The following is a 24344-nucleotide window of genomic DNA, read 5'->3' on the forward strand; positions in this document are numbered from 1 at the left end:
CGCGTACGCCGTGCCGGGCGTCGGCGCGATGCGGGTGTCGTCAGCACAGTTCTAGGGCAGCCCCCGGCTTTATGCAACTAGTTGCACTAGGTCGCACGGCGTACGGAGACGGAGGTCACAGCGGCAGCGGTCCGCTCACCACGGCAGTGGCGCTCACAGCGGCAGCGACCGCTCCTGGACCACGTGCTTCATGACCAGCGTCGAGCTGAGCCGCTGGACGCCCGGCAGCGTCGCCAGCTCCTCGTCGTAGAGCCGCTGGAAGGCCCGCAGGTCCTTGCTGACGACGCGCAGCAGGTAGTCGGGGTCGCCGAACAGACGCTGCGCCTGCACGACGTGCCGGATGTCCGCGACCGCCGCCTCGAAGGCGGCGACCGTGTCCCTGTCCTCCTGGCGCATGGTGACGAAGACCAGGGACTCGAAGGTCAGACCGACGGCTTCGGGGTCGAGGACCGCGCGGTAGCCGCGCACCGCCCCCCGGCGTTCGAGTTCGCGCAGTCTGCGGTGGCACGGCGAGAGGCTCAGCCGCACCCGCGCGGCGAGTTCGGTGACCGTCAGACGGCCGTCCTTCTGTAGCTCGGCAAGGATCTGCCGGTCAACGGTGTCCATGGAGAAGATTCTTCCACGTACACCCTCGTGTTCGAAGGATCTTGGGAACACCTTCGGACGGATCGGAACTAATCTCCCTCGGGCCAGCACATCGCAAGCCACCTTCCGGGAGAACGAACACCCCATGGCCGTCAGCTCCATCACCGCTTTCTGGGCGGTGTCCGTCCTGCTCATCCTGGTTCCCGGAGCGGACTGGGCGTACGCGATCTCCGCGGGGATCAGGGACCGCTCGGTGGCCCCCGCCGTCGGCGGGCTCCTGCTCGGCTACGTCGGGCTCACCGCCGTCGTCGCGGCGGGCGTCGCGGCCGTCGTCGCCGACCATCCGGCCGTGCTTGCCTCGCTGACCCTGCTCGGCGCGCTGTATCTGATCTGGCTGGGCGCCACGACCCTGAGCAGGCCGAGCACACCGCAGGCCGCGCAGGACCCGGCAGCGGGGGTCGCGCCGGCAGGGGCGACCGGGGCGCGCTCGGGCGGTGGCACCCCCTGGCGGCGGGCCCGGGTGCTCCAGGGCGCAGGGATCAGCGGACTCAACCCCAAGGCGCTGCTGCTCTTCCTCGCCCTGCTCCCGCAGTTCACCCGGCCGGGCACCGGCTGGCCGCTCGCCCTCCAGATCAGCACCCTCGGCCTGGTCCACATCGTCAGCTGCGGCGCGATCTACTTGTGCGTGGGCGTGCTCGCCCGTACGGTCCTGCGGGCCCGCCCGGCCGCGGCGCGCGCCGTCACCCGGGTCTCGGGGGCCGCGATGATCGTGATCGGTGTGGTCCTCGCGGTGGAGCAGCTGACCTGAGCGGGCGCCGTCGAGGCCCCGGCGCGGCCGCGAGCGTCCCGTCCGAAATCCGCCAGCCGCGTCCGCCGTCGCGGCGCAGACTGGGCACTGTCACCGCCGGGGAACACGCCCCGGACCAGGACGGACGCACCAGGAGAGGACAGGCGCGATGACCGGTCACACCACGGCCGAAACCCCGGCAGCCCGTACGACAGCCGACGGGGCCCTCGTCCACACGACGGTCGAGAGCCCCCTGGGTGAGCTGCTGCTCGTGGGCCGGGCCTCGGACACCGCCACCGGCGGGACGGCACTCGTCTCCCTGTCGGTGCCCGGGCAGAAGGGCGGCGCGGTCGTCCAGGACGGCTGGGTGCGCGACGACACGGCGTTCACGGCCATCACCCGTCAGCTCGACGCCTACTTCGCGGGCGCCCTGACGGAATTCGACATCGAGTACGCCGAGGAAGCGGGCACCGACTTCCAGCGCAAGGTATGGCATGCGCTCGACTCCGTGCCCTACGGCACCACGACCACGTACGGCCGGCTCGCGGCGCGACTCGGCCTGTCCCGGGTGGCGGTCCGCGCCCTGGGCGCGGCCATCGGCCGCAACCCGGTCCTCGTGGTGCGCCCCTGCCACCGCGTCATCGGCGCGGACGGCTCACTGACGGGATACGCGGGCGGCCTCGACCGCAAGCGCCGACTCCTCGACCTGGAGTCGGCGTGAGCGACCGGAGGCCGACGGCGGCGGGGGCCGCGGCGGCGGCCGGGTCCCGCGTCGCCGCCACCGACTGGACCGCGCTCGCCACCGAACTCGACGTCCACGGCTGCGCCCTGACCCCGCCGCTGCTCGACCCGGCGCAGTGCCGCGCGATCGCCGCCCTGTACGAGGACACGAGCCTGTTCAGGTCGACGGTCGACATGGCACGGCACCGCTTCGGCTCCGGTCAGTACCGGTACTTCCGCCATGAACTGCCCGCTCCGGTCGCCGCGTTGCGCGCCGCGCTCTACCCGCGGCTGCTCCCGGTCGCCCGGGACTGGGCGGCCCGCCTCGGCCGGCCCGCGCCCTGGCCCGACACCCTGGACGCCTGGATCGAGCAGTGCCACGCGGCGGGTCAGAGCAAGTCCTCGCAGATCCTGCTGCGGTACGGGAGCGGCGACTGGAACGCGCTGCACCGCGATCTCTTCGGCGACCTCGTCTTCCCCCTCCAGGTCGTCGTCGGCCTCGACACCCAGGGAACGGACTACACCGGCGGTGAGTTCCTGCTCGTCGAACAGCGGCCGCGGGCCCAGTCACGGGGCACGGTGACGGTGCTTCCGCAGGGCCACGGCCTGGTCTTCACCACCCGCGACCGGCCCGTGCGCTCCAGCCGCGGCTGGTCGGCGGCCCCGGTGCGGCACGGCGTGAGCACCGTGCGCTCGGGCCTGCGGCACTCCCTCGGCCTGGTGTTCCACGACGCCTAGCCGGACAGGCGTCGTGGCACACCGGGACGGGCGCCGCCTAGCGCAGGGTGCTGCCGAAGCGGGCCGCCGCGCTCGGCGCCGAGAGGTCATCGGGGCCGAAGGCCACGGACTTCGTCGCGGTCGGGCCCGTCGCGGTGCCGCGCAGGGACCACACGGCGCCCGCGTCGGCGTTCTCGTGCACGGAGGAGGCGGCGAGGTCGCCGCGGCCGTCGCCGTCGACGTCGAGCAGGGCCGTGGCCGCACCGAACTCGTCACCCCGCTCGGCGACGCCGGGCACACCCGCGGTGTTCTGGTGGAAGGCCTTCGCTCCGGTGCCGGTGACACCGGCGGCGCCGCCGCGGACCAGGACGACGGAGCCCGCGTCCACGACGCTGCCCACGTCCTCGCCGGGCACGCCGACGGCGATGTCGGCGTAGCCGTCGCCGGTGACGTCACCCACGGCGAGGGAGGAGCCGAAGCCGTCGCCCTCCTCCTCGGCGCCGGGGACGCCGGGGAGGTCCTGGTCGAACCGCTGCTCGTTCCTCAGCCCGTCCGCGCTGCCGTAGGCGACGGTGACCTTGTTGTCCTCGGAGCCGTCGGAGCCGGACACCACGTCGTCGACGTGGTCGCCGTTGATGTCGCCCACGGCGAGGGCGCCGCGCGAACCCGGCGCCGAACCGCGCTCGAAGCCGTCGCGGCCGCCGTACAGGACGCTGTTGCTCCACGTGCCGTCGCCCGCGTAGTCGTTCATGACGATGTCGGCGCGGCCGTCGCCGTCGAGGTCCCCGACGCCCTGGGGGAAGACCGGGCCGTTCACGGAGGCCGGGCCGTCGATGCAGACGGCGTGGTTCTGGACGCAGGCGGGGCTCGGGCGCTCGTCGTCGTCGTAGCTCGACCACTGCGACCTCTCCATGAAGTCGAGCTTCTTCGCCGGGGTGCCGGTGCGGGTGAGCGGGCCCTTCCACAGCCGGGCGCGGTGGGCGATCGGGTCGTCGCCGTGGGAGCCCACGGCGCCGAAGAGGGCCAGGTCGGTCCTGCCGTCGCCGTCGAAGTCACCGGCCTGCGGGGCGTGGCCGTAGGTGGCTATTTTCGTTCCACCGGTCAGGCCGCTCTTCGCGCCCCACAGGATCACCGCGCCCGCGGCTGCGCCCTTGGCGCCCGCGCCGACGACCAGGTCGGTGTAGCCGTCGTGGTCCACGTCGCCCTTGGTGACGGAGCTGCCGAACGCCTGCTCGGCGGTGGCGGAGCCGGGGACACCGCTGGTGGAGCGGCTGATCAGCTTCTTCCGGGCGGGGTCGAGCCCGTTCTTGGAGCCGTACGTGACCGCCACGTACCCGGCCCGCTTCTTGCCGGAGACGGTGCCGCCGGGGGCGCCGACGACGAGGTCGGCGTAACCGTCGCCGTTGAAGTCGTCCGCCGTCTTCGCGGCGGCCTTCCCGGCGGCGGGCGTGGCGGCCTCGGCCCGGCCCTGCCCGAGGGACCAGGCGGTGAGCCCTCCCGTGAGCAGGAACGTGGCGATGAGGGGTGCGGTGAGCCGGACTCGACGGCTTGCAGACGTCATAGGGCTTCGTGGTTCCTTCGTTCGGAGATCGCTGGGGTGAACTCCATCCGGAATTCACCCTCGCTTCACGTCACTTGACCCTCGGCCCGCACCGATGGTTGTGCGCTCGCACCGCGCCGCAGCTCCGCCCGCAGATGGTGCTGCAACGGCTGCCCGACGGCCGCGAGGTCGTGGACGAAGGTGAGCAGGCCGTCGTCGCCCAGGGTGTAGCGGCGACGGGTGGCGTCGACCACCTTCGCGGTGGGGGTGCGGGCCACCTGGTCCGTGGCCAGGTCGACCGCGGTGCCGGTCGCCCGGCCCACGGCGATCTCCGCGATGCCCGTGGGCTGGGTGATCAGCGCCTCCACCCGGCCTTCGGGACCCAGCCGCCACCATCCGCTCTCGCGGGCGGACGGACGCAGCGCCGCCCCGTCCGCGTCCACCAGCCACGCCCGGGCGTCGTAGCGCAGGAACGGGCGGCCGTCGTGGCTGAACGTCACCTCCTGCGCGTAGGTGAAGTCCTCGGCGAGGGTCGGGTACGTTCCCCGGCCCCGGCCGTGCCAGCTGCCGAGGAGGCCGAGCACCGGCGCGAGCAGCGCGTGCGGCGCGGGTGCCCCGTCCGGGCGCAGGCTCTCGGGGTACGGGTTGTCCGGTACGGCGTCGAACACGCGGGGCTCCTGGGGCAGGGGGTGGAGGGCGGTGACTGACGCAGCCTAGGGCCCCCGGCGTCTCTCAGCCGAGGCCGCTCACCCGCAGCGTGATGTTGAGCCGCCCGGTGAGCCCGAGGCCGGGCGGCGCCGTGCCCTCGTACACCTTCGGCACCCCGTGGTAGGCGAGCCGCGAGGGCCCGCCGAACACCATCAGGTCGCCGCTGCGCAGCTCGATGTCGGTGTACGGCCGCCCGCGCGACGCGGTGGTGCCGAAGCGGAAGACACAGGTGTCCCCGAGGCTCAGCGACACGACGGGCGCCGCGGACTGCTCGTCGCTGTCCCGGTGCATGCCCATGCGGGCGTCGGCGCCATAGAAGTTGATCAGCGCGATGTCGTACGCGGCCGGGTCGCTGTCGTCGTACGCGGGCGCGGCGCGCCCGGGGAGCGCGGCGCGCACCGCCGTCCGGCCGAGCTCCGCGAGCCACGCGGGCATGGGCTTCACCGGTGCGCCGTCCCCGTCGACGACGGTGCGGGCGTAGCCGTACGGGTACCAGTGCCACCCCAGGCACACCTGCCGGGCGGTCATCGTGCCGCCGCCGGGCAGGTGGACCGTACGGAGCCCGGCCGGGGGCCGTGCCCACTCCCGGCACGCGGCGACGAGTTCGCGCTGCCGTGCGGGGTCGAGCCAGTCCGGCACGTGGACGGCGCCCGGCGCCACCTCGGCGCGCTCGCGCGGGAACAGCTCGCCGGTCACCGGCGGCGCACCGCCCGCAGGACGACGAACTTGCGGTTGCTCGCGGCGACTTCGACGTTGCCGAAGAGGCGCTTGAGGCGTACGTGGTAGCCGAGGTGCCGGTTGCCGACGACCCACAGCTCGCCGCCGACACGCAGGGCGGCGTGCGCCCCGCGGAACATGCGCTGGGCGGTGGCGTCGGTCGTCGCCTGGTGGCTGTGGAAGGGCGGGTTGTTCAGGACCAGGTCGACGGAGTCCGCGGGCATCGCCGTCAGGGCGTCCCCGGCGACGAAGTCGGCCTCGGCCCCGGCGGCGGTGTTCGCACGGAAGGTGGCCTCGGCGGAGGCGACGGCCTGGTACGACTCGTCGACGAAGGTGACCCGGGCGCCCGGCTCCGCGACCGCGGCGGCGGTGCCGAGCACGCCGTTGCCGCTCCCGAGGTCCACGACGTGGGCTCCGCCGTGTACGGCAGGCAGGTGTTCGAGGAGGAAGCGCGTGCCGATGTCGAGGCGCTCCGCGCAGAAGATCCCCGCGTGGTTGACGGCCGTCAGACCCGCGCCCGCTCCCGCGTCGGCGGGCAGGACATAGCTGCGCGGCCAGGGGCTCGGGCCCGGTCGCAGGTCCGGATCGGGGGTGCTGAGGATCAGGCGTGCCTTCTGGCGGGCGAGGGTCGTACGGGTCGGTCCGACGATCCTCTCGAAGAGCTCCAGGGTGGAGGTGTGGATCTCGGTGACCATGCCGGTGCCGACGACCACGCTGTCCGCGTGCAGGGCCGGGGCGATCCGGTGCAGCTGGTCCTCGAGGAGCGCCAGGCTCTTGGGCACCCGGACGAGGAGCACATCGACGCGGTCGGGCGGGGCGTCCCTGGTTGTCAGGAGCCGGGCTCCGTCCGCGGGGCGGCCCGCCCGGGCGAGGTTGGCGAGGGTCGCCTGCCGGGCGAGGTGGGAATCGGTGATCTGCACCGGCCGGTGCGCGGCCAGAGCGGTGGTCAGGGCTCCCCACCGGTCCCCGACGACGGCGATCGTGCCGTCCAGGGGCACCGGTTCGCCGATCCCCGCACCGGTCCCGGCGGTCTTGCCGGTGTCAGTGGCCTCGCCGGCCTCAGTGGTCCCGCCGGTCCCAGCAGGCTCACCGGTCCCAGTGGTCCCGCCGGTCCCCACCGCCTCGCCGGTTCCAGCGGCCTCGCCATTCCTACCGGTCTCACCGGCGAGGTGCCGCAGCAGATAGGCGTCGGCCGCGGACCAGGCGCGCAGTGGGTCCCGCGGGTCCTCGGGGAAGCGTGTGAGGTCGTACTCGCCCCATGACGTGCTCAAACGGTTCATCGTGCCCTCAGGCTAACGGAGCGTCGACACCGCCTCGATCGGCCACCGGCCGGGCAGCCCGTCATCCCGCTAGATGCAGGGCCCCCACAAGCCCCGCCACGACGACGGCTCCGGTGAGGTACGGGGCTCACGACGGCGGCGCCGAGCAGCACGTCCAGGGCGAGGAAGCGGCGTACGGAGTGCCTCATGCCGGGGTCCTCACGGCGAGCGCGGCGAGCGTCGCCGGGGCACGGCGACCCGGGTGCGCCCGGGGTCGGCGGGGCGGTCGCGGTCGTACACGGCGAGCACGGGACGGTCCAGGGCGGCGCGGTCCACGACCACGGGCACGGCGTGGCGCGCGCCCCGGGTGTCGTGGAAGACGACCGTGACCTCACCGCGCCTGCCGCGCACCGGACGCCAGCCCTCCAGGCGCGCATCCGCCGTGCTGAACTCGGCGCGCAGCCTGCGCAGCGCGGCGGTCCTGCGCAGGCTCACGGCACCGCCCCACAGGGCGGCCAGACAGCCCGCGGCGGCCACCGCGAGGAGGAACGTCAGCCAGAACGACACGGAGTGCCGCCCCGCGGGCACGACGAGCATGAAGTCGGTGACGGTGCCGTAGTCGACCCGGCCGTCGGACACCGCGTCGCGCCAGCCCGCGGCGGCCCCGAACGCGCTCAGGGCGATCACCGCGCCCGTCGTGGCCCGGTGCAGGAACCGCGCGGCGACGAAGCCGAGCAGCACGGCCGAGGCGACGCCGAGCTCCGGCGCCATCACCGCGAACTGTTCGCTGCCGCAGCCCTCGCCGTCGCACCCCCACATGACGGACGTGACGTCGTAGGTGCTCAGGTGCCACACGAGCCAGACCTGGAGGGCCAGCAGCGCGCAGGCGAACCCGCGCAGCGTCAGTCCGTAGGTCTTCCGGCGCAACTCCCGCCCCTGTCTCGCTGGTCCCGCGGCGGCGCGCAGGCCTCCGCGCGGACAATGTCCGTGCAGGTTACATGCTGTCTGTGGGGGTCACCACGCCGTTTCCCGCCGCTCCCGGCCGCCCCGCGGTCCGCCTGCCCGGCCCCCTCTGCCGGGCTTCTTTTCCCGGTACTGGCCCGGTCCCGACCCCGGCGCCGGTCCCGGCTCCGGCCCGCTCAGCCGCGGTCGAACCAGGTGGGGCTGTCCGCCATCGCCTGCTTGATCCGGAACAGGCCGGTCTCGTGCAGGTCGGGCAGCGCGTCGAGGCCGAACCACCCGACTTCCAGGGACTCGTCGTCGTTCACGCGCGGCTCGCCGCCCACGGCACGGCAGCGGATCGTGATGTCCATGAACTGGCAGACGTCCCCGTTGGGGTAGGTGACCGGCTTCAGGGCCTCCACCAGGATCACCCGCTCGGCGACGCACCGCACGGCCGTCTCTTCGTAGACCTCGCGCACGGCGCACTCGGCGGGCTGCTCACCGGGGTCCGGGATTCCGCCGATGACCGACCACTTGCCGTTGTCGGCACGGCGGCCGAGGAGCACCCTGCCGTCGTCGTCGAAGACGATCGCGGTGACACCGGGGAGCCACAAAAGTTGCCGGCCCGCGTCGGCGCGGAGGGTGCGGATGAAGTCCGGGGTAGCCATGGTGCGACCCTAACCGGCGGTCCCCGCGCGACGGCGGGCGATCACCCGGGCGAGACCCGCCGCGCCCATCAGTGCGAGGACCAGTTCGGGCCAGGCGCCGACGCGGGTGGCGGGCGTCAGGGAACTGCGCCTCGGCACTTCCGCGACCAGGGACTCCGCCGTGAACATCCCGGTGCGCTGCGCGATCGTCCCGTCCGGGCGGATCACCGCGCTCACGCCGCTGGTCACGGGGACCATGACCGCACGGCCGTGCTCGACGGCCCGCACCCGGTCCATGGCCAGCTGCTGGTACGTCATCTGGCTGCGTTCAAAGGTGGCGTTGTTGCTGGGTACGGAGAGGATCTCGGCGCCCGCGCGCACCTGGTCCCTGACCACGTCGTCGAACGCGGCCTCGTAGCAGGTGACCGGGCCGACCCCGGTGCCCGCCATGTCGAAGACGGCCGGTTCCGCGCCCGGCTCGAAGGCACCGGCGCGGTCGACGTCGGAGCTGAAGAGGCGGAAGAAGCCGCGGTAGGGCATGTACTCGCCGAAGGGCTGGAGGTGCCGCTTGTCGTAGACCGCGCCGGGGCCCGTCCTCGGGTCCCACAGGATCTGCCGGTTGCGCGGCTTGCCGTCCTCGGCCGTGACGACGGCGCCCACCGACACGGGGGCGCCGATGGCCTTGACGGCCTTGTCGATCACGGCGCGGGCGTCGTCGTTACGGTACGGGTCGATGTCCGAGGAGTTCTCCGGCCACAGGACCAGATCGGGCTGCTTCGCCCTGCCCGCCTTCACGTCGGCGGCCAGCCGCAGGGTCTCCCGCACGTGGTGGTCGAGGACGGCGCGGCGCTGGGCGTTGAAGTCGAGGCCCATCCGCGGCACGTTGCCCTGGATCACCGCGACGGTGGCGGTGCCGTGCTCCGCGCCCGTGGACACCAGCGGGGTGGCTGCGGCCCCCGCCACCACGGGGACGAGGGCGAGCGCGGCGGACGTCACGAGGGCCCGGTCGCGCGTGCGGCGGTCGGCCACGAGACGGCGTACGACATCGCCGGTGCCGAAGCCGCAGAGGACCACCGCGAAGCCGAGCAGCGGGGTGCCGCCGAGCGCGGCGAGGGGCAGGAACAGGCCGTCGGGCTGGCTGAAGGCGACCTTGCCCCAGGGGAAGCCCCCGAACGGGAAGCGCGCCCGCGCCGCCTCCCCCACGATCCACACACCGCCGGCCCACAGCGGCCACACCGGCAGCCGGGACACGAGGGCGATGCCCAGACCGGTCAGACCGAGGAAGGCCGCTTCGGCGACGGCGAGCGCGATCCACGGCACGGGACCCACGTCGACGCCCGTGAAGGACAGCAGCGGCAGGAAGTAGCCGAGCCCCATGAGCATGCCGAGGCCGAAGCCGGACCTGGGCCGCCGGCCGTGCAGGACGAAGGCGAGCGGTGCGAACGCGAAGGGCGCCAGCCACCACAGCTCACGCGGGGCGAAGCTCAGATAGAGGAGCACTCCGGAGAGCACGGCCGCCCCGGCCGGAAGCAGCCGCCGTCCGAGCCGCTCCGCACGCGTTTCCGGTCCGGGCCGCGGTGCGGTCTGCTCGGACACGTCGGTGGGAACGGTGGTGGCGGTCACCCGGGGAGTGTACGGCGCGTCACCTGGGCACCGACAGCGCGGCCTGCGGGCCCCGCCGGCTGCCCCGAAGAGCCGTTCCACTCCCCCGGACGGATCGTTCCTGCGCAAGATGTCCCCATCTGGTGTCCGCAGCCGCTAGCGTGGGCCCACGTCCCTGACGTGCGTCGACAACAAGCCATGCACTCGGGGGCCGTCACACATCGGGGGGCGACGGGTGACGTCGAGGAAGACGACCGCGGCGACCGCCGCCGGGGCCCACGAGCGGCGGGGGGCCGCGGGCTCGGCGACGACCGCGGCCACCGCCGACACCGCGGGCATGGCGATCCTCGCGGCCTGCGCCGCCTGGGTCCTGATCACGACCGGTGTGCGCGGGGGCAGGCCCGACGGGATACTGCTCGCGGTCCTCGCGGTGGCTGCCGGGTACGCGGGCGGGCGCATCACGGGCGCGCTGCTGCCGGTCGCCGCGCCCTGCGCCGGTGCGCTCGGCGGGGTCGCGCTCGCGGCGGCCGCCCCGCACGTCACCCCGGGGCCCGTCAGCTCTTCGCCGCTCGGCCCCGTCGGCGCCACGGCGGCGCTGCTCGCCCTGGCCGCGGGTGCCGCCTGCTGTGCGGCGTGGGCGGCGCACGGGGCGCTGCGGACCTGGCTGCGGCTGCTCGCGGCGGCGGTCGTGGTGGCGGCGGCCCTGCTCGGTTCGACGGCCGGGGTGATCGCGGCGGCGGGCATCGTGCTCTGTTCGCTGGCGACGGCGCTGATGCGGCGCAGGGGGCTCGTACTGACCGGTTTCGCGCTGACCGCGGCCGTGGTGGCGGGCCTCGCCTGGACCGTGGCGGGCGGGGTGCTGCCCGAGGGGCTCGCCACGTCCCTGGAGGGGCAGCTCGGCCCCTTCCGAGTGCGGATGTGGCAGGACGCCGAGGGGCTCGCGGCGGAGCATCCGGCCCTCGGTGTGGGCCCGGGGCGGTTCGGCGAGACGTCGCCCGCGGTCACCGAGGGCCTCCTGACGGACGCCAAGCCGCATTCGGCGCTGTTGCAGCAGGCGGCCGAGCAGGGGTTCGTGGGCGTCGCGCTGCTCGTGGCGGCCTTCTGCTGGATGCTCTTCGCCCTGTGGCGCTCACCGCGGCCCACCCAGATCGTCCTCACGGCGGGCGCGGCCCTCACGGCGCTCGCGGCGGTGGCGACGGTCGGCAACGCGCTGAGCGTGACGTCCGTGTCGGTGGGCGCGGGACTGCTCGCGGGCATCGCCACGGCACGGCCCCTGGAGGACGGGCGGGACCAGGTCAGGCCGGGGCGCGCCCGGCCGCCCGCAGCCGGTCGCGGATGATGCGGACGGCGGCCTCGGCGTTGTCGACGGTCACGGTGAACTTGCGGCCGTCGCCGAGCATCAGGACGACGCCCTCACCGCGCCGGACGACGACGGCGGTGCCCTGCTCGGGCCGCCAGCGGTAGCCCCAGCCGCCCCAGTGCCGTGGCGTGACGGAAGGTGCGAACTCCGCGCCGACGACGTGCGAGAGCAGGATGCGGCGGCGCGGCACCCCGATGTGGCCGCAGCGGACCTCCAGGGAGTCCTCGTCGACCTTCACGGCGACGTGCACGAAGGCGAGCGTGCCGAACAGGATGAGCAGGCCGCCCGCGATGCAGCCGACGGCGGCCATGATCAGCGGCAGGATGCCCGAGGGCCACAGGGCCTCGACGGCCAGGTCGATGCCCAGGGCCAGACAGGCGGCACCGCCACAGGCCAGCAGCCACTGACCTCGGTTCCGCGCGCGTCCGGTCCAGATCTCGGTCTGCTCCGAGCTGACCCGCTCGCTGGGGGCGTGGTCCGTCATGGAGTCGAGAGTACGCACGTTCCGCCCCGAAGGCACGACGTCGCGGAACCGCGCCCGCGCGGCGACGGGGTACGAGGGGGCCGTGGCCGGGTGGGGTGGGCGCTGGGGCGGGGCGCGGTGGGTTGCGCCACACGCGTGGGGCGGGTCGGGGCGGGGTGGGGGTGCGGGCCCCGGCAGCCGTCCCCCGGCGGGTGCCCGCCCGTGGTCAGGACCGCAGGGCTCGGACGTCCCCCGGCGGTCGCCCGCCCCGCGGTCAGGACCTCGGGGCGCGGCCGTCCCCCGGCGGGCGCCTGCCCCCGCGGTCAGGACCGCAGAGCCGGGTCTGAGGCCGCGAGGAGGCGCCCCTCCGCGTAGGTGTGGGCCGCGCGCGGCAGGGGTGCTTCGTGGCCGCCGAGGAGGACCGTCAGGGTTCCCTCGGTGCCGCCGGTGCCTCCGGCGCGCTCGGGGGCCTGCGGGGCGGCGCCCCCGTGTGGGGCCGCGGCGCGCTCGCGGGCCCTGCGCAGGGCCTGCGCGGCGACGGCTCCGGCGGAGCCGTACAGGACGAGTGGCGGCATGTCCGGCTGCTGCACGGCGGCCCGGATGCGCTCTTCGACCAGCTCGTAATGGGTGCAGCCCAGGACGACGGCCCGCACATCGGGCGGCGTGCGCGCCGCGGCGGCCTCGACGGCCCGCGCGATGGCGTCCTCGTCGGCCTGCTGCACGGCGTCGGCGAGGCCGGGGCAGGGCACCTCGGTCACGGACACGCCGCCGGCGAAGTCCTCGATGAGACCCCGCTGATAGGGGCTGCCAGTGGTGGCGGGCGTGGCCCAGATGGCGACGGGCCCCCCGCCGGCCGCCGCGGGCTTGATCGCCGGGACCGTGCCGATGACGGGCAGCTCCGGTTCGAGTCGGGCGCGCAGGGCGGGCAGGGCGTGCACGGAGGCGGTGTTGCAGGCAACGATCAGCGCGTCGGGGCGGTGCGCGGCGGCGGCCTCGGCGACGGCGAGGGCCAACTCGGTGATCTCCGCAGGGGAGTGCGGGCCCCAGGGCATCGAGTCCGGGTCGGACGACAGGACCAGGTCCGCTTCCGGGTGCAGTCGGCGCACCGTAGCGGCGGCGGCGAGCAGTCCGATGCCGGAGTCCATCAGCGCGATCTTCACCCGGCCACCTTAGACGATCGGTCGGACAAGTCCGGCGGGGTGGGGCAGACTGCGGCGGATGAGCGTCGTTGTGTGGATCGCCGCCGCCTCGTTCGCCGGCTGGCTGTGGCTCCTTGTGGGGCAGGGTTTCTTCTGGCGTACGGATCTCCGTCTGCCGCCGCGCGAGGAGCCGGAGCACTGGCCGTCGGTCGCCGTCGTCGTCCCCGCGCGGGACGAGGCCGAGGTGCTGCCGTCGAGCCTCCCCTCACTGCTCGCGCAGGACTATCCGGGGCACGCCGAGGTGTATCTCGTCGACGACGGCAGCACCGACGGCACCGGCGAGCTGGCCCGGACCCTCGCGGAGCGCGCCGGCGGGCTCGCGCTGACGGTGACGTCGCCGGGCGAGCCGCCCGCCGGCTGGACCGGCAAGCTCTGGGCGGTGCGCCACGGCATGGACCGGGCACGCGCGCGAGACCCCGAGTACCTGCTGCTCACCGACGCGGACATCGCCCACGCGCCGGACAGCCTGCGGACGTTGGTGGCCGCGGCGGGGACCGGCGGCTACGACCTCGTCTCGCAGATGGCGCGGCTGCGGGTCGTGAGCGGGTGGGAGCGCCTGGTCGTCCCGGCGTTCGTGTACTTCTTCGCGCAGCTCTATCCGTTCCGCTGGATCGGCCGCGCGGGCGGGCGGACCGCGGCGGCGGCGGGCGGGTGCGTGCTGCTGCGCGCGGACGCCGCCGAGCGGGCCCGGGTCCCCGACGCCATCCGGCACGCGGTCATCGACGACGTGGCGCTGGCACGGGCGGTCAAGCGCGCGGGCGGCCACATCTGGCTCGGCCTCGCCGACCGGGTCGACAGCGTGCGCCCCTATCCGCGCCTCGCCCATCTGTGGCGGATGGTGGCGCGCAGCGCCTACGCCCAGCTGCGGCACAACCCCGCGGTGCTCGTGGGGACGGTCGCGGGGCTCGCGGTGGTGTATCTGGCGCCGCCGGTCGCCCTGTTCGCGGGACTGGCCGCGAACAGCCCCGGCGCCGCGGTGCTCGGCGGGCTCGCCTGGCTGGTGATGACCGCGACGTATCTGCCGATGCTCCGCTACTACCGCCAGCCCCCGTGGCTCGCCCTCACGCTGCCCGCCACCGCGTTCCTCTACCTCCTGATGACGGTGGACTCCGCCGTGCAGCACTACCGGGGGCGGGGCGCGGCCTGGAAGGGCCGCACCTACGCCCGGCCCGGCACGTCGGCGCCGGAGGAGTCCCGCCCCTAGGGCCTGTCCCCCGCGCGTGGGGGCGCGGTCACTTGCGGCCCGGCGTCCAGTTCATGCCCCAGCCGTAGGCGTAGTCGATGGTCCGCTGGGGGCTCACGCCGCGCTCGGGCACGAGGTAGCGGGCCTCGCGCTGGACGGTGAGTTCGCCGCCGTTGTTGGTGATCAGCGCGAGGGCGCAGACCGTGGACGGCACCGTGCACTCGTCGAGGGAGAACTCGATCGGCGCGCCGTGCTGCGGGGTCAGCGTGACCGTGGCGTTCAGGTCGGCGAAGCTGCGCGCGCCCTCGTAGATGGTCACGAAGATGACCAGGCGCTTCAGCTCCTGGGAGTGGTCGAGGTTGACCGTCAGGTTCTCGCCGGTGGAGACGGCGCCCGTGCGGTCGTCGCCGTCCAGGAGGATGTACGGCGGCTGGTGCAGGGCGCCGAAGGCGTTGCCGAGTGCCTGGACGACGCCCTTGCGCCCGTCGGCGAGTTCGAACAGCGCGCACAGGTCGAGGTCGAGGTCGGCGTGCATGGCGACGGCTCGCCCGAGCTTGCTGGCCCAGCCCTTGAACTGCTTGCGCACCTCCCAGTTGAGGTTCACCCGCAGCGCTCCGGAGGTGCCGCCCTGCTTCGTCAGCGAGACCGAGGGCGCTTCCTTGGTCAGCGTGACCTTGGTGAGGCGCACCGGCTGCGCGGGCGCCGCGGCGGGCGGCGGCGGGGACGCGGGGGCGGGCGCCGCCACCGGAGGTGCCACGGGAGGCGCGGCGGGGGGTGCGACGGGCGACGCGGGAGCGGGGGCGGGCGTTGGGCTGGGCTGTGCCTGCTGGGGCTCGTCGACCGAGATGCCGTAGTCGGTGGCCAGGCCTTCGAGTCCGCTGCTGTAGCCCTGGCCGACGGCGCGGAACTTCCAGGCGCCCTGGCGGCGGTAGAGCTCGCCGAGGACGAAGGCCGTCTCCACGGTGGCGTCCGCGCTGTCGTACCGGGCGATCTCCGCGCCGCCGGCCGCGTCGAGGACGCGGATGTGCAGGCCGGGGACCTTGCCGAACGAGCCGCCGTCCGAGGAGGCGGCGAGGACCACCGTCTCGACCGCGGGCTCCACGCGCGCGAGGTCGATGACGAGCGAGTCGGTCACACCGCCGCCCGCGGACCGCTTGCCCTCGTGGCGCACCGCGCCCGATGCGTGCGTCGCCTGGTTGTAGAACACGAAGTCGGCGTCCGAGCGCACCTTCCCCGAGGCGCCGAGCAACAGCGCGGAGGCGTCCGCGTCCGGCACCCCGGGACCCGAGCCCCACCCCAATTCGACCCGCACCGAGGGTGCCTGCACGGGAACATTCGAACCTTTGGCCATTGACATGTTTGCCCCCATCACAAGTTGCCGGGTCGGCCGGGCCGCCGTTGCGTTCCGACCCAACCTATTACCTGGCATTCGAAGCGGTGCACGGGCGGTCCCCGCGGCGCCCTCCGGACGGACGCGGGAAGCCGGGAGAACACCGGAGGGCCGGACGCGGGACAGCCGCAGGACCCGCGCCGGTGGACCGCGGGTAACCCCGGTGCGCGCCGCCCTGAGCAACCCGCGTAGACCGCCGCATTTACACGATCCCTACGCCGCCGCGCGACCGATTTTCCCAAGTTCGCTCGCATTGGGGATCGGGCGGCCCCTGGCGACACGCAAAACAACCCTCTTATCGGTCTCCCCAACCAGCACATCAAGGGCTTAACTTATGGAGCATGACCTCCCCCCGCTCCACCTATGGCGGCGGTTACTACTCCGCGCCGTCCTTCCCGGACACCCCGATCTACGACTCCCTGGTCGCTGAGCGGGGCACCCCGCAGATCGCCCCGATCCGGGTCCCCTCCGCGTACGACACGGGCAGTCACCTCCCCGCCCTGCCGGCCCTGCCCGCCCTGCCCTCGGGCCCCTCGATGCACCCGGCGGCCGCCATGGCCCCCGCGCCGATGCCCGCGGCGGCCCACCCCAACCCGGCGTACGGATACGCCCCCGCCCCGCAGCCCGCTCCGCTGCAACAGGCCCCGGCGCCGTACATCCCGCAGCAGGCCGCGGGCCCGCGCGGCTATCCGGGACCGCAGCCGCAACGCCCCATGGGCCACGCGCAGCAGCCCCAGCGCCCCATGGGCAACACGGGTTACGAGGCGATGCGCCCCGCGGCGCCCCGCCCGGCCCCGGCCCCGCACGAGGACCCGTACAACCGGCAGTACCGCGGCTACTGATCGGCTGCGGCCGTCGCTGTCAGTGCCTGCTGGCAGGATGGCCGCATGCCGATTCCCGCGCTCCACTCGCTGCACATCCACCCGCTGAAGGCGGCCGGGGGGCACGCTCCGCGTGAGGCCGTCGTCGAGCCCTGGGGGCTCGCGGGTGACCGGAGATGGGTGCTCGTCGACAGCGCGGGCAAGGCCGTGACGCAGCGGCCCCATCCGGGTCTCGCGACAGTCGCCGTCGAGCTCCTGCCCGACGGCCGCATACGCATGTCCGCGCCCGGCGCCCGCCCGCTCACGGTCGCCGTGCCGGAGCCCGGGGCGACGGTGCCCGTGCAGTTCCCGCGGGACAAGACCGAGGGCGTTCCCGCCGGGCCCGCGGCACACGCGTGGTTCAGCGCGCTCCTCGGCGTGGACGTCCGCCTGTGCCACCTCGACGACCCGGCGACCCGCCGCCCCATCGCCGCGGAGTACGGCAGGCCCGGCGAGACCCTCTCCTTCGCCGACGCCCTGCCGCTCCTGCTCACCACGCTCTCCTCCCTCGACGCCCTGAACTCCCTCATCGCGCAGGGCGACCACGCGGACGAGGGCCCGCTCCCCATGGACCGCTTCCGGCCGAACGCGGTGGTGGCGGGCACCCCGCCCTGGTCGGAGGACGACTGGTCGCGCCTGGCCATCGGCGACGTGGCGTTCCGGGTGGCCAGGAAGTGCGCGCGCTGCGTGGTGACCACCACCGACCAGCGCACCGCCGAGCGCGGCAAGGAGCCGCTGCGCACCCTCGCCCGGCACCGCCGCGTCGGTAAGCAGTTGCTCTTCGGGCTGCAACTCGTGCCCGAGTCGACCGGGACCATTCGTGTCGGTGACCCGGTGCGGATCCTCGAATGAACGGGCGGGACCCGGGGAACCCGACGTCCGTGGGCGGACGTTGACGTACCGGGCGCGGTCGGGTCGACGCGGAAGGGGTTCAGGACTGTGCGAGCGATCACCGGACTCTGGCGCTGGCGCCACAACCCGCTGCGGCGCCGCACCGACATCGCCGAGGCCTGGACGGCCCTCGTCGCCCTCGTCCTGATCCTCGTCGCCGCCCCCGTCGCCGGAGCGGTCACGGGCCTGCTCACGCACGACGCGCTGCAACGCGCGGTCACCGCCCAGCGCGAGTCCCGCCACAGCGTCACCGCCACCGTCCTCCAGCGCTACGACAAGGTGCCCGTGGACCCCGACCCCGAGACCTCCTCCGCCCGCGACGCGCACCGCAGGGTCTTGGCGAGCTGGACCGCCCCCGACGGCTCCGGACACACGGGCACGGTCGCCACGGGCCTCGAGTCCCCCCGCCCCGGCGACCGTTTCCGGGTCTGGACCGACGCCGAGGGCCACGTCGTCGGCCGCCCCCTGGACACCGCCACGGCGTCGACGCACGCCGCCCTGGCCGGCTTCGGCGCGGCCCTGTGCTGCGGCGGGCTCGTCGAGGGCGGCAGGCGCCTGGTCCTGCGGCGCCTGGTCCGCCGCCGTCACGCCCGCTGGGACCAGGCCTGGAACAGCGCGGGCCCGGACTGGGGCAGGGCGGGCACGGGCGCCTGAGCAGGCGGGATCCATCGCCACCGGCCCGGCCATCGGGTCAACTCGCCCTCCTCGCGCGCGCTACGGTGGACCGGGCGAACTCTTCGGCCTCCTTGCGCGCGGGCGCGAGGCCCGCGTAATCCGAGGTGGGGGCAGAGCAACTCCATGGCACAGGGCACGGTCCAGGTGACGCACACCGGTACGTCGCGGTGGCGGCGCCGCACGGGCGAGTACGCATCGCTGGCAGCCGCCCTCGATGCCGCGGGCGACGGCGACATCCTGACGGTGGCCCCGGGGACGTACCGCGAGAACCTCGTGGTCGAGCGGGCGGTCACGCTGCGCGGCCCCGAGGGCTCCCCCGGCTCCGTGCGCATCGCGCCGGTGGACGGGGTGCCGCTGACGGTGCGGGCGTCCGCGCTCGTGCAGGACCTCCATGTGGAGGGCCAGGACTCGGCGGCGCCCGCGCTGCTCGTCGAGGACGGCGCGCCCGAGCTCAACGACATACGGGTGATGACGCGCTCCGCCTGCGGCATCGAGGTGCGCGGCGGCGCCCGCCCGACGGTGCGCCGCTGCACGGTCGACAACCCGGGCGGCGTCGGCATCGGCGTGCTCGACGGTGGCGGCGGTGTGTTCGAGGAGTGCGAGGTCGTCGCCGCGGGCCAGTCCGGCGTCTCGGTGCGCGGCGGCGGCCGTCCGCGCCTGGAGCGCTGCCGGGTGCACCACGCGTCGGGCGCGGGTCTGTCGGTCACCGGTGAGGGCAGCGGCCTGGAGGCCGTCGGCTGCGAGGTGTACGAGATCAAGGGCTCGGGCGTGCAGGTCACCGCTCGGGCGACGGCGCAGCTGACGGACTGCGGTGTGCACCGCACGACGTCCGACGGCGTCACCCTCGACACCGACGCCGTCCTCACCCTCGCCGACTGCCGCATCCACGACATCCCCGAGAACGCCGTCGACCTGCGCTCCCGCGCGGTGCTCACACTGACCCGCACCACGGTGCGCGAGTTCGGCCGCAACGGCCTCTCGGTGTGGGACCCGGGCACCCGCGTGGACGCCAACCAGTGCGAGATCCACGACAGCACGGGCGACTACCCTGCGGTCTGGGTCAGCGACGGCGCGACGGCCGTCCTGGAGTCGTGCCGGGTGCACGACGTGCCGGACGCGCTGTTCGTCCTCGACCGCGGCTCGCGCGTCGACGTCGTCGACAGCGATCTCACCCAGGTCCGCAACACGGCGGTGTCGGTCAGCGACGGCGCGACGGCGCAGCTGGACGACGTACGCATCAGGGAGGCCGCGACCGGCGCGTGGTTCCGCGACCACGGCAGCGGCGGCGTCCTCGCCAACTGCACGGTGGACGGCACCCAGACGGGCGTCATCGTCACCAAGGGCGCCGACCCCACCATCGAGCGGTGCACGGTCACCGCACCCGCCGAGGCCGGTTTCTACGTCTCCGCGGGCGGCCGCGGCAGCCTGGACCGCTGCAAGGTCACCGGCAGCGGCGGGTACGGCTTCCATGTGATCGACGGCTGCCGGACGACGCTGCGCCGGTGCCGCACGGAGCGGTGCGCGCGCGGGGGGTACGAGTTCGCGGAGGACGGGCCGCTGGTCGAGGACTGCACGAGCGACGAGAGCGCGGGGGTGCGGCCCGCCGTGCGGGAGGCGGCACCGCAGACGGCCACGCAGGCCGTGGGGCTGCTCGGTGCCATGCCGGGCCCGCGCCCCGCGCAGCCGCCCGCCGCGGCCGTGCCCGCACCGGCGTCCCGCTCGCCGAAGGCGGTGCTCGGCGAACTCGACACGCTGGTGGGCCTGGAGAGCGTCAAGCGCGAGGTGCGTGCGCTCACCGACATGATCGAGGTGGGTCGGCGCCGCCAGGAGGCGGGGCTCAAGGCGGCTTCGGCGCGCCGTCATCTGGTCTTCACGGGCTCCCCCGGCACCGGCAAGACGACCGTGGCCCGGCTCTACGGCGAGATCCTCGCCGCGCTCGGTGTCCTGGAGCGCGGCCATCTCGTCGAGGTGTCCCGCGTGGACCTGGTGGGCGAGCACATCGGCTCCACGGCGATCCGCACCCAGGAGGCCTTCGACCGGGCGCGCGGCGGGGTGCTCTTCATCGACGAGGCCTACGCGCTCTCCCCCGAGGACTCCGGGCGCGACTTCGGCCGTGAGGCCATCGACACGCTCGTGAAGCTGATGGAGGACCACCGGGAGGCGGTGGTCGTGATCGTCGCGGGCTACACGGCGGAGATGAGCCGCTTCCTGTCCGTCAACCCCGGGGTGGCGTCCCGGTTCTCGCGCACCATCACCTTCGGCGACTACGCGCCCGAGGAGCTCCTGCGCATCGTCGGGCAGCAGGCCGAGGAACACGAGTACACCCTCGGTCAGGGCACGGGCGAGGCGCTGCTCAAGTACTTCACGGCCATCCCCAAGGGTCCGGCGTTCGGCAACGGCCGCACGGCGCGCCAGACGTTCGAGGCCATGGTGGAACGGCACGCGGGCCGGGTGGCCCAGCTGGCGGCGCCGAGCACGGACGACCTCACCCTGCTGTATCCGGAGGATCTGCCGGATCTGCCGGATCTGCCGTAGCCGCCGTGTCCGTCGCCGCCACCGATGCTCCCGCGCCGGTGTCCGCCCCGCCCACCGATGCCTCCGCGCCGGTGTCCGCCCCCGCCGCCGGGCGCGGCGCGGGCACCGCGGGCTTGAGGCGGGCGAGCAGCCGGGTGCGCTCCTCGGCGAACGCCGGGTCGGCCTGGTAGTCGCCGTGCCCGAGTATCGGCGTGGGCAGGGGGTGTGCCTCGGTGCGGCCGTAGGCGAGCGGGTCGCGCAGCGGTGCCCGGTCGACCTGCGGCCCGCGGTCGCCGTGCAGCCGGACGGGACCGCCGATGGGGTCGGTGAGGCGGTACAGGTTGCGCCAGCAGTCGACCTCGCGGTGCAGGGAGCCGAGGGCCGCGGGTCCGAAGTGCGCGGGGAACCAGCGGCCGTAGAGGCGTTCGAGGGGCGAGCCGTAGGTGAGCAGGGCGACGCGCTTGCGTACGGCAGGGTGCAGCTGCCAGGCCGCCGCGGCGGCGAGCACACTGCCCTGGGAGTGCCCCGACAGGACGAGACGACCCCCCGTGGCGCGGGTCCAGGTGTGCATGCGCCAGGTCAGGTCGGGCACCGCGCGCTCGGCGTAGCAGGGGGGCGCGAAGGGGTGGGCGGCGCGCGGCCAGAACGTGCCGACGTCCCACAGGATGCCGATGGTGCGGCGGGCCGACGGGTCGCGGTAGGCGCGGCGGCCCCAGGTGACGAAGAGTATGAAGCCGAAGCCGATCAGCCAGGAGCCGAGGGCCTGGGCGGTCTCGGCGAAGCCCTGGACGAAGGGCGGGGTGTCCCGCGCCGCCCGGCCGGGCACCTTGCCGGTGGTCCAGGCGCCGATGAGCGCCACCGCGCCGAGGAGCAGGGTGGTGCCGGAGGTGATGCCGACGATCCGGGGCGCCCGGTCGGTGAGGGACGCGCCGACGCGGGTGCGCGCGATGCGGCGGGTACGCGTGGCGTCCCTGCGCTCGTTGGGATAGTCGAGCGGCACCTGGGCCAGTTCGCGCCGCAGCAGCCGCGCGGAGCGCACGGCCAGCCAGCCGCACAGCACGGCGACGACCACGAGGAGCGGCGGGATGACGGACGCCTGCCAGGTGAGGAGCGCGGGCGGCCCGTCGATGGAGCCGCCCGCACCGGGCGATCCCGACCCGTCGAGCCAGTCGGCGACGCGCTGCGACCCGCCGCCCGACATCACCCCGCCCAGGGCGCAGGCCAGCATGGCCACGGCGGGGCCGCCGAGCCCGCGCACGGCGGTGCGGGCGTCGGGCGCGCCGCGGAAGATGAGGGCGGCGACCACGCCGAGGGCCAGGACGAGGGCGCCCTGGACGAGGGCGATGCCGCCGAAGACGGTGTTGCCGGGCAGCCGTCCCGCCGACGACCAGTCGGGCCGTGACCAGCCGGCGTACCCGACGGTGAGGACGAGCAGGGCAAGGGCGGCGACCGGCAGCCTGCGCACCAGGGCGCGGTCGACGCGCCGGTCGAGGCGGTTCTCGCTGCGGCCCCTGCGGCACACCACCCACACCACGGACGCGCCCGAGGCGACCAGGGCCGCCGACAGTGCCCAGCCCGCGATGTCGAGGAGCGCCGGGCCGCCGGGCCGCCGGTCCTGGCGGGCGGCCGACGCGCCGACGGCGGCGGCGACCGTCAGGAGGCCCGCAGCGGTGTGCGCGGCGCGCAGGCGGGCGACGATCCGGCGCCCGTACCAGAACCCCGGCTTGCCGAGGGCGTTGCGGGTGGTCTCCTCCGGGTCCGGTCGGTGGGGCATCGGCTGCTGGGACTCGTACGCGCTCCAGGTGCGGTGGGACAGGTACCAGAGCAGGCCGGTGAGGGCGGCGGGCAGGGTCGCGGCGAGGGCCAGGCGGCGGCCGGGCTGCGACCACCAGCCGCCGCCCCCGCCGGGCCGGGGCGCGAGGAAGCCGAGCCAGGAGTGGTCGTTCGCGCAGGCGGCGGTGCCCGCGCACTGCCAGGCCGCCAGGTCGATCGCTATCTCGCAGGCGGCGGCGACCAGGAGCACGGTCAGGGTGAGGGCGAGCAGCCGCACGAGGAGGCCGTAGGCGCGCACGGCGCGCCGCGCGCGGCGGGCCGTGGGCCGCATCCAGTGGGCGAGGTTGACGACCATGAACGGCAGGAGCAGCAGCCACAGGGCCCGGGAGCCGTTGCCGGACGTCAGATTGCACCAGACGTAGGCCTCGGGGACCGGGCGTTCGCGGTAGTCCTGCGGGTGTTCCTCGGCGTCCACGTCGTCGGTGCGGCGGTAGACGGCCGCGGTCCTGTCACCGGAGACGGAGACGGTGCGCGGATCGCCGAGCATCGCCTCCGGTGTGGTGCCGCCGACGCCGTGGACGAGCAGTTCCAGGGCGATCGGCTCGTGCTGTTCCCCGTGCTTCCCGTGCTCCCCGTGCTCCCCGTGCTCCACTGTTCCGCATCCCCCGAGTCGTGCGCTGTGACGAGTCTCGTACGGCCACGCAAGGACACCAGGATCGCCGCTGCGCGCTCCGTGCGCAGCCTCCGTCACGTAATCTCCCCCTTCCGTGCCTTTGTCGGGCGTGCCCGGTCGGTGGCGTGCGCGGCGAGGGCTCGTGCGAGGATGAAGCGACCCGGTGACGGGCTCCGAGCGGGTGGAAAGGGCATGGACCTGTCGTGAGCGAGAATCAGAACCTCCTCGCGGAGCAGCGTCGCGCCCTGATCCTGGACGAGGTCCGCAGGCGCGGTGGCGTCCGGGTCAATGAACTCACCAGGAAACTGGGCGTGTCCGACATGACCGTCCGTCGTGATCTGGACGCCCTCGCCCGCCAGGGAGTCCTGGAGAAGGTGCACGGCGGCGCGGTCCCGGTGGCGGAGGCCAGTACGCACGAGCCGGGCTTCGAGGCGAAGTCGGGGCTCGAGCTGAGCGCCAAGGAGGACATCGCGCGGACCGCGGCGTCGCTGGTGGCGCCGGGCACGGCCATCGCGCTCTCCGGTGGCACCACGACGTACGCGCTCGCCCACCAGCTGCTCGACGTGCCCGACCTGACCGTGGTGACGAACTCGGTGCGGGTCGCGGACGTCTTCCACTCGGCGCAGCGCAGTTCGGGCCGGAGCCAGGGCGCTGCCACGGTGGTCCTCACCGGTGGGGTGCGCACGCCGTCGGACTCGCTGGTCGGACCGGTCGCCGACCAGGCCATCGCGGCGCTCCACTTCGACGTGCTGTTCCTCGGCGTGCACGGCATATCGGCAAAGGCGGGGCTCTCCACACCGAATCTGGCGGAGGCGGAGACCAATCGCCGTCTGGTGCAGTCCGCGCGCCGTGTGGTCGTGGTCGCGGACCACACCAAGTGGGGCACGGTGGGCCTGAGTTCGTTCGCCGCCCTCGGGCAGGTCGACACGCTGGTCACGGACGCGGGCCTGCCCGGCCGTGCGCGCGCGGAGATTGCCGAGCACCTGCGCAGGCTTCTGATCGCGGGTGTGCCGGGCGACGGCGAACCCGGGACGGACCTGCCCGGCGAACCCGGGACGGACCTGCCGGGCGAACCCGGGACGGACCTGCCGGGCGGAGCCGGGGACGCGGCAGACAGCTGACGGCGCCCCGGTTGGAGT

Annotated in this window: 22 protein-coding genes; 10 read left to right on the plus strand and 12 right to left on the minus strand. The window is 74.5% G+C overall.

Translation table 11 applies throughout. From position 1 onward, the window contains the following. Nucleotides 1-153: 153 nt before the first annotated feature. Complete coding sequence (locus ACH4DX_RS16905) at nt 154-606, minus strand: Lrp/AsnC family transcriptional regulator (protein ID WP_398118525.1); 453 nt, start codon at nt 604-606, stop codon at nt 154-156. 124 nt (nt 607-730) lie between these two features. Here ACH4DX_RS16905 and ACH4DX_RS16910 point away from each other — a divergent pair, with 124 nt between their 5' ends. The 3 genes from ACH4DX_RS16910 to ACH4DX_RS16920 all read left to right on the plus strand — a co-directional run bounded on the left by ACH4DX_RS16910 (nt 731) and on the right by ACH4DX_RS16920 (nt 2830). After that, nucleotides 731-1393, plus strand: coding sequence for a LysE family translocator (locus ACH4DX_RS16910; RefSeq protein ID WP_398155642.1), 663 nt, complete (start codon nt 731-733; stop codon nt 1391-1393). Nucleotides 1394-1541: 148 nt separating this feature from the next. Then, complete coding sequence (locus ACH4DX_RS16915) at nt 1542-2093, plus strand: methylated-DNA--[protein]-cysteine S-methyltransferase (RefSeq protein ID WP_398155643.1); 552 nt, start codon at nt 1542-1544, stop codon at nt 2091-2093. After that, nucleotides 2090-2830 carry a 2OG-Fe(II) oxygenase gene (locus ACH4DX_RS16920; protein ID WP_398155644.1) on the plus strand — a complete coding sequence of 247 codons (741 nt, stop codon included), beginning with the start codon at nt 2090-2092 and terminating at the stop codon, nt 2828-2830. Before ACH4DX_RS16915 ends, ACH4DX_RS16920 begins: the two co-directional genes overlap by 4 nt. A gap of 37 nt (nt 2831-2867) precedes the next feature. Here the strand turns inward: ACH4DX_RS16920 and ACH4DX_RS16925 are convergent, their stop codons facing one another. The 7 genes from ACH4DX_RS16925 to lnt all read right to left on the minus strand — a co-directional run bounded on the left by ACH4DX_RS16925 (nt 2868) and on the right by lnt (nt 10245). Beyond that, nucleotides 2868-4370, minus strand: coding sequence for a hypothetical protein (locus tag ACH4DX_RS16925; protein ID WP_398155645.1), 1503 nt, complete (start codon nt 4368-4370; stop codon nt 2868-2870). Between the two features lie 65 nt (nt 4371-4435). After that, on the minus strand, nt 4436-5017 hold the full coding sequence (locus ACH4DX_RS16930) for an FABP family protein (protein ID WP_398155646.1): 582 nt from the start codon (nt 5015-5017) through the stop codon (nt 4436-4438). Between the two features lie 64 nt (nt 5018-5081). After that, nucleotides 5082-5753, minus strand: coding sequence for an alpha-ketoglutarate-dependent dioxygenase AlkB family protein (locus ACH4DX_RS16935; RefSeq protein WP_398155647.1), 672 nt, complete (start codon nt 5751-5753; stop codon nt 5082-5084). Beyond that, nucleotides 5750-7054 (minus strand): methyltransferase, encoded by a 1305-nt coding sequence (locus ACH4DX_RS16940; protein ID WP_398155648.1) that lies wholly within the window; start codon nt 7052-7054, stop codon nt 5750-5752. The genes ACH4DX_RS16935 and ACH4DX_RS16940 overlap by 4 nt, the downstream gene beginning before the upstream one ends. Nucleotides 7055-7252: 198 nt before the next feature. After that, nucleotides 7253-7960, minus strand: coding sequence for a hypothetical protein (locus ACH4DX_RS16945; RefSeq protein ID WP_398155649.1), 708 nt, complete (start codon nt 7958-7960; stop codon nt 7253-7255). Nucleotides 7961-8172: 212 nt separating this feature from the next. Next, a complete protein-coding gene (locus ACH4DX_RS16950; RefSeq protein ID WP_398155650.1) occupies nt 8173-8643 on the minus strand; it encodes an NUDIX hydrolase in 471 nt (156 codons plus the stop codon). Nucleotides 8644-8652: 9 nt separating this feature from the next. Next, a complete protein-coding gene (gene lnt / locus ACH4DX_RS16955) occupies nt 8653-10245 on the minus strand; it encodes an apolipoprotein N-acyltransferase (protein ID WP_398155651.1) in 1593 nt (530 codons plus the stop codon). A 316-nt stretch (nt 10246-10561) separates the two neighbouring features. On the opposite strand from lnt, the gene ACH4DX_RS16960 reads away from it, so the two are divergent. Continuing rightward, nucleotides 10562-11563, plus strand: a complete 1002-nt coding sequence (locus tag ACH4DX_RS16960) for an O-antigen ligase family protein (protein WP_398155817.1) — start codon at nt 10562-10564, stop codon at nt 11561-11563. On the opposite strand, the gene ACH4DX_RS16965 is transcribed toward ACH4DX_RS16960, so the two are convergent. Together ACH4DX_RS16965 and ACH4DX_RS16970 are read right to left on the minus strand one after the other, a co-directional pair. After that, nucleotides 11520-12068, minus strand: a complete 549-nt coding sequence (locus ACH4DX_RS16965) for a hypothetical protein (RefSeq protein WP_398118503.1) — start codon at nt 12066-12068, stop codon at nt 11520-11522. The two genes, ACH4DX_RS16960 and ACH4DX_RS16965, sit on opposite strands and share 44 nt — an antisense overlap. A gap of 302 nt (nt 12069-12370) precedes the next feature. After that, nucleotides 12371-13207, minus strand: a complete 837-nt coding sequence (locus ACH4DX_RS16970; RefSeq protein ID WP_398155652.1) for a glutamate racemase — start codon at nt 13205-13207, stop codon at nt 12371-12373. 58 nt (nt 13208-13265) lie between these two features. Here ACH4DX_RS16970 and ACH4DX_RS16975 point away from each other — a divergent pair, with 58 nt between their 5' ends. Then, the gene (locus ACH4DX_RS16975) at nt 13266-14450 is read left to right on the plus strand and encodes a glycosyltransferase (RefSeq protein WP_398155653.1); all 1185 of its coding nucleotides are present in this window, start codon (nt 13266-13268) and stop codon (nt 14448-14450) included. Between the two features lie 28 nt (nt 14451-14478). On the opposite strand, the gene ACH4DX_RS16980 is transcribed toward ACH4DX_RS16975, so the two are convergent. Continuing rightward, on the minus strand, nt 14479-15798 hold the full coding sequence (locus ACH4DX_RS16980) for a TerD family protein (protein WP_398155818.1): 1320 nt from the start codon (nt 15796-15798) through the stop codon (nt 14479-14481). Nucleotides 15799-16160: 362 nt separating this feature from the next. Between ACH4DX_RS16980 and ACH4DX_RS16985 the strand changes: the two genes are divergently transcribed. From ACH4DX_RS16985 to ACH4DX_RS17000, 4 genes are all read left to right on the plus strand, one after another. Beyond that, nucleotides 16161-16661, plus strand: a complete 501-nt coding sequence (locus ACH4DX_RS16985; RefSeq protein ID WP_398155654.1) for a DUF6643 family protein — start codon at nt 16161-16163, stop codon at nt 16659-16661. Between the two features lie 45 nt (nt 16662-16706). Further along, complete coding sequence (locus tag ACH4DX_RS16990; RefSeq protein ID WP_398155655.1) at nt 16707-17531, plus strand: MOSC domain-containing protein; 825 nt, start codon at nt 16707-16709, stop codon at nt 17529-17531. An 87-nt stretch (nt 17532-17618) separates the two neighbouring features. Beyond that, complete coding sequence (locus tag ACH4DX_RS16995) at nt 17619-18224, plus strand: hypothetical protein (RefSeq protein WP_398155656.1); 606 nt, start codon at nt 17619-17621, stop codon at nt 18222-18224. A 144-nt stretch (nt 18225-18368) separates the two neighbouring features. Then, nucleotides 18369-20780, plus strand: a complete 2412-nt coding sequence (locus ACH4DX_RS17000; protein WP_398155657.1) for a right-handed parallel beta-helix repeat-containing protein — start codon at nt 18369-18371, stop codon at nt 20778-20780. On the opposite strand, the gene ACH4DX_RS17005 is transcribed toward ACH4DX_RS17000, so the two are convergent. Next, a complete protein-coding gene (locus ACH4DX_RS17005) occupies nt 20731-23184 on the minus strand; it encodes a hypothetical protein (RefSeq protein ID WP_398155658.1) in 2454 nt (817 codons plus the stop codon). The two genes, ACH4DX_RS17000 and ACH4DX_RS17005, sit on opposite strands and share 50 nt — an antisense overlap. A 224-nt stretch (nt 23185-23408) precedes the next feature. Between ACH4DX_RS17005 and ACH4DX_RS17010 the strand changes: the two genes are divergently transcribed. Then, nucleotides 23409-24326, plus strand: a complete 918-nt coding sequence (locus tag ACH4DX_RS17010) for a DeoR/GlpR family DNA-binding transcription regulator (RefSeq protein ID WP_398155659.1) — start codon at nt 23409-23411, stop codon at nt 24324-24326. The last annotated feature ends 18 nt before the right edge of the window (nt 24327-24344 follow it).

This window comes from Streptomyces sp. NPDC017940 (genome assembly GCF_044328435.1).
Classification (GTDB): Bacteria; Actinomycetota; Actinomycetes; order Streptomycetales; family Streptomycetaceae; genus Streptomyces.

Excerpts from the sequence above, each read along its gene's own strand:
- ACH4DX_RS16990 (WP_398155655.1), top strand. The coding sequence starts at position 16,707 with ATGCCGATTCCCGCGCTCCACTCGCTGCACATCCACCCGCTGAAGGCG.
- ACH4DX_RS16915 (WP_398155643.1), top strand. The coding sequence starts at position 1,542 with ATGACCGGTCACACCACGGCCGAAACCCCGGCAGCCCGTACGACAGCC.
- ACH4DX_RS16975 (WP_398155653.1), top strand. The coding sequence starts at position 13,266 with ATGAGCGTCGTTGTGTGGATCGCCGCCGCCTCGTTCGCCGGCTGGCTG.
- ACH4DX_RS16965 (WP_398118503.1), bottom strand. The coding sequence starts at position 12,068 with ATGACGGACCACGCCCCCAGCGAGCGGGTCAGCTCGGAGCAGACCGAG.
- ACH4DX_RS17000 (WP_398155657.1), top strand. The coding sequence starts at position 18,369 with ATGGCACAGGGCACGGTCCAGGTGACGCACACCGGTACGTCGCGGTGG.
- ACH4DX_RS16960 (WP_398155817.1), top strand. The coding sequence starts at position 10,562 with ATGGCGATCCTCGCGGCCTGCGCCGCCTGGGTCCTGATCACGACCGGT.
- ACH4DX_RS16980 (WP_398155818.1), bottom strand. The coding sequence starts at position 15,798 with ATGGGGGCAAACATGTCAATGGCCAAAGGTTCGAATGTTCCCGTGCAG.
- ACH4DX_RS16905 (WP_398118525.1), bottom strand. The coding sequence starts at position 606 with ATGGACACCGTTGACCGGCAGATCCTTGCCGAGCTACAGAAGGACGGC.
- ACH4DX_RS16940 (WP_398155648.1), bottom strand. The coding sequence starts at position 7,054 with ATGAACCGTTTGAGCACGTCATGGGGCGAGTACGACCTCACACGCTTC.
- ACH4DX_RS16985 (WP_398155654.1), top strand. The coding sequence starts at position 16,161 with ATGACCTCCCCCCGCTCCACCTATGGCGGCGGTTACTACTCCGCGCCG.
- ACH4DX_RS16925 (WP_398155645.1), bottom strand. The coding sequence starts at position 4,370 with ATGACGTCTGCAAGCCGTCGAGTCCGGCTCACCGCACCCCTCATCGCC.
- ACH4DX_RS16910 (WP_398155642.1), top strand. The coding sequence starts at position 731 with ATGGCCGTCAGCTCCATCACCGCTTTCTGGGCGGTGTCCGTCCTGCTC.
- ACH4DX_RS16950 (WP_398155650.1), bottom strand. The coding sequence starts at position 8,643 with ATGGCTACCCCGGACTTCATCCGCACCCTCCGCGCCGACGCGGGCCGG.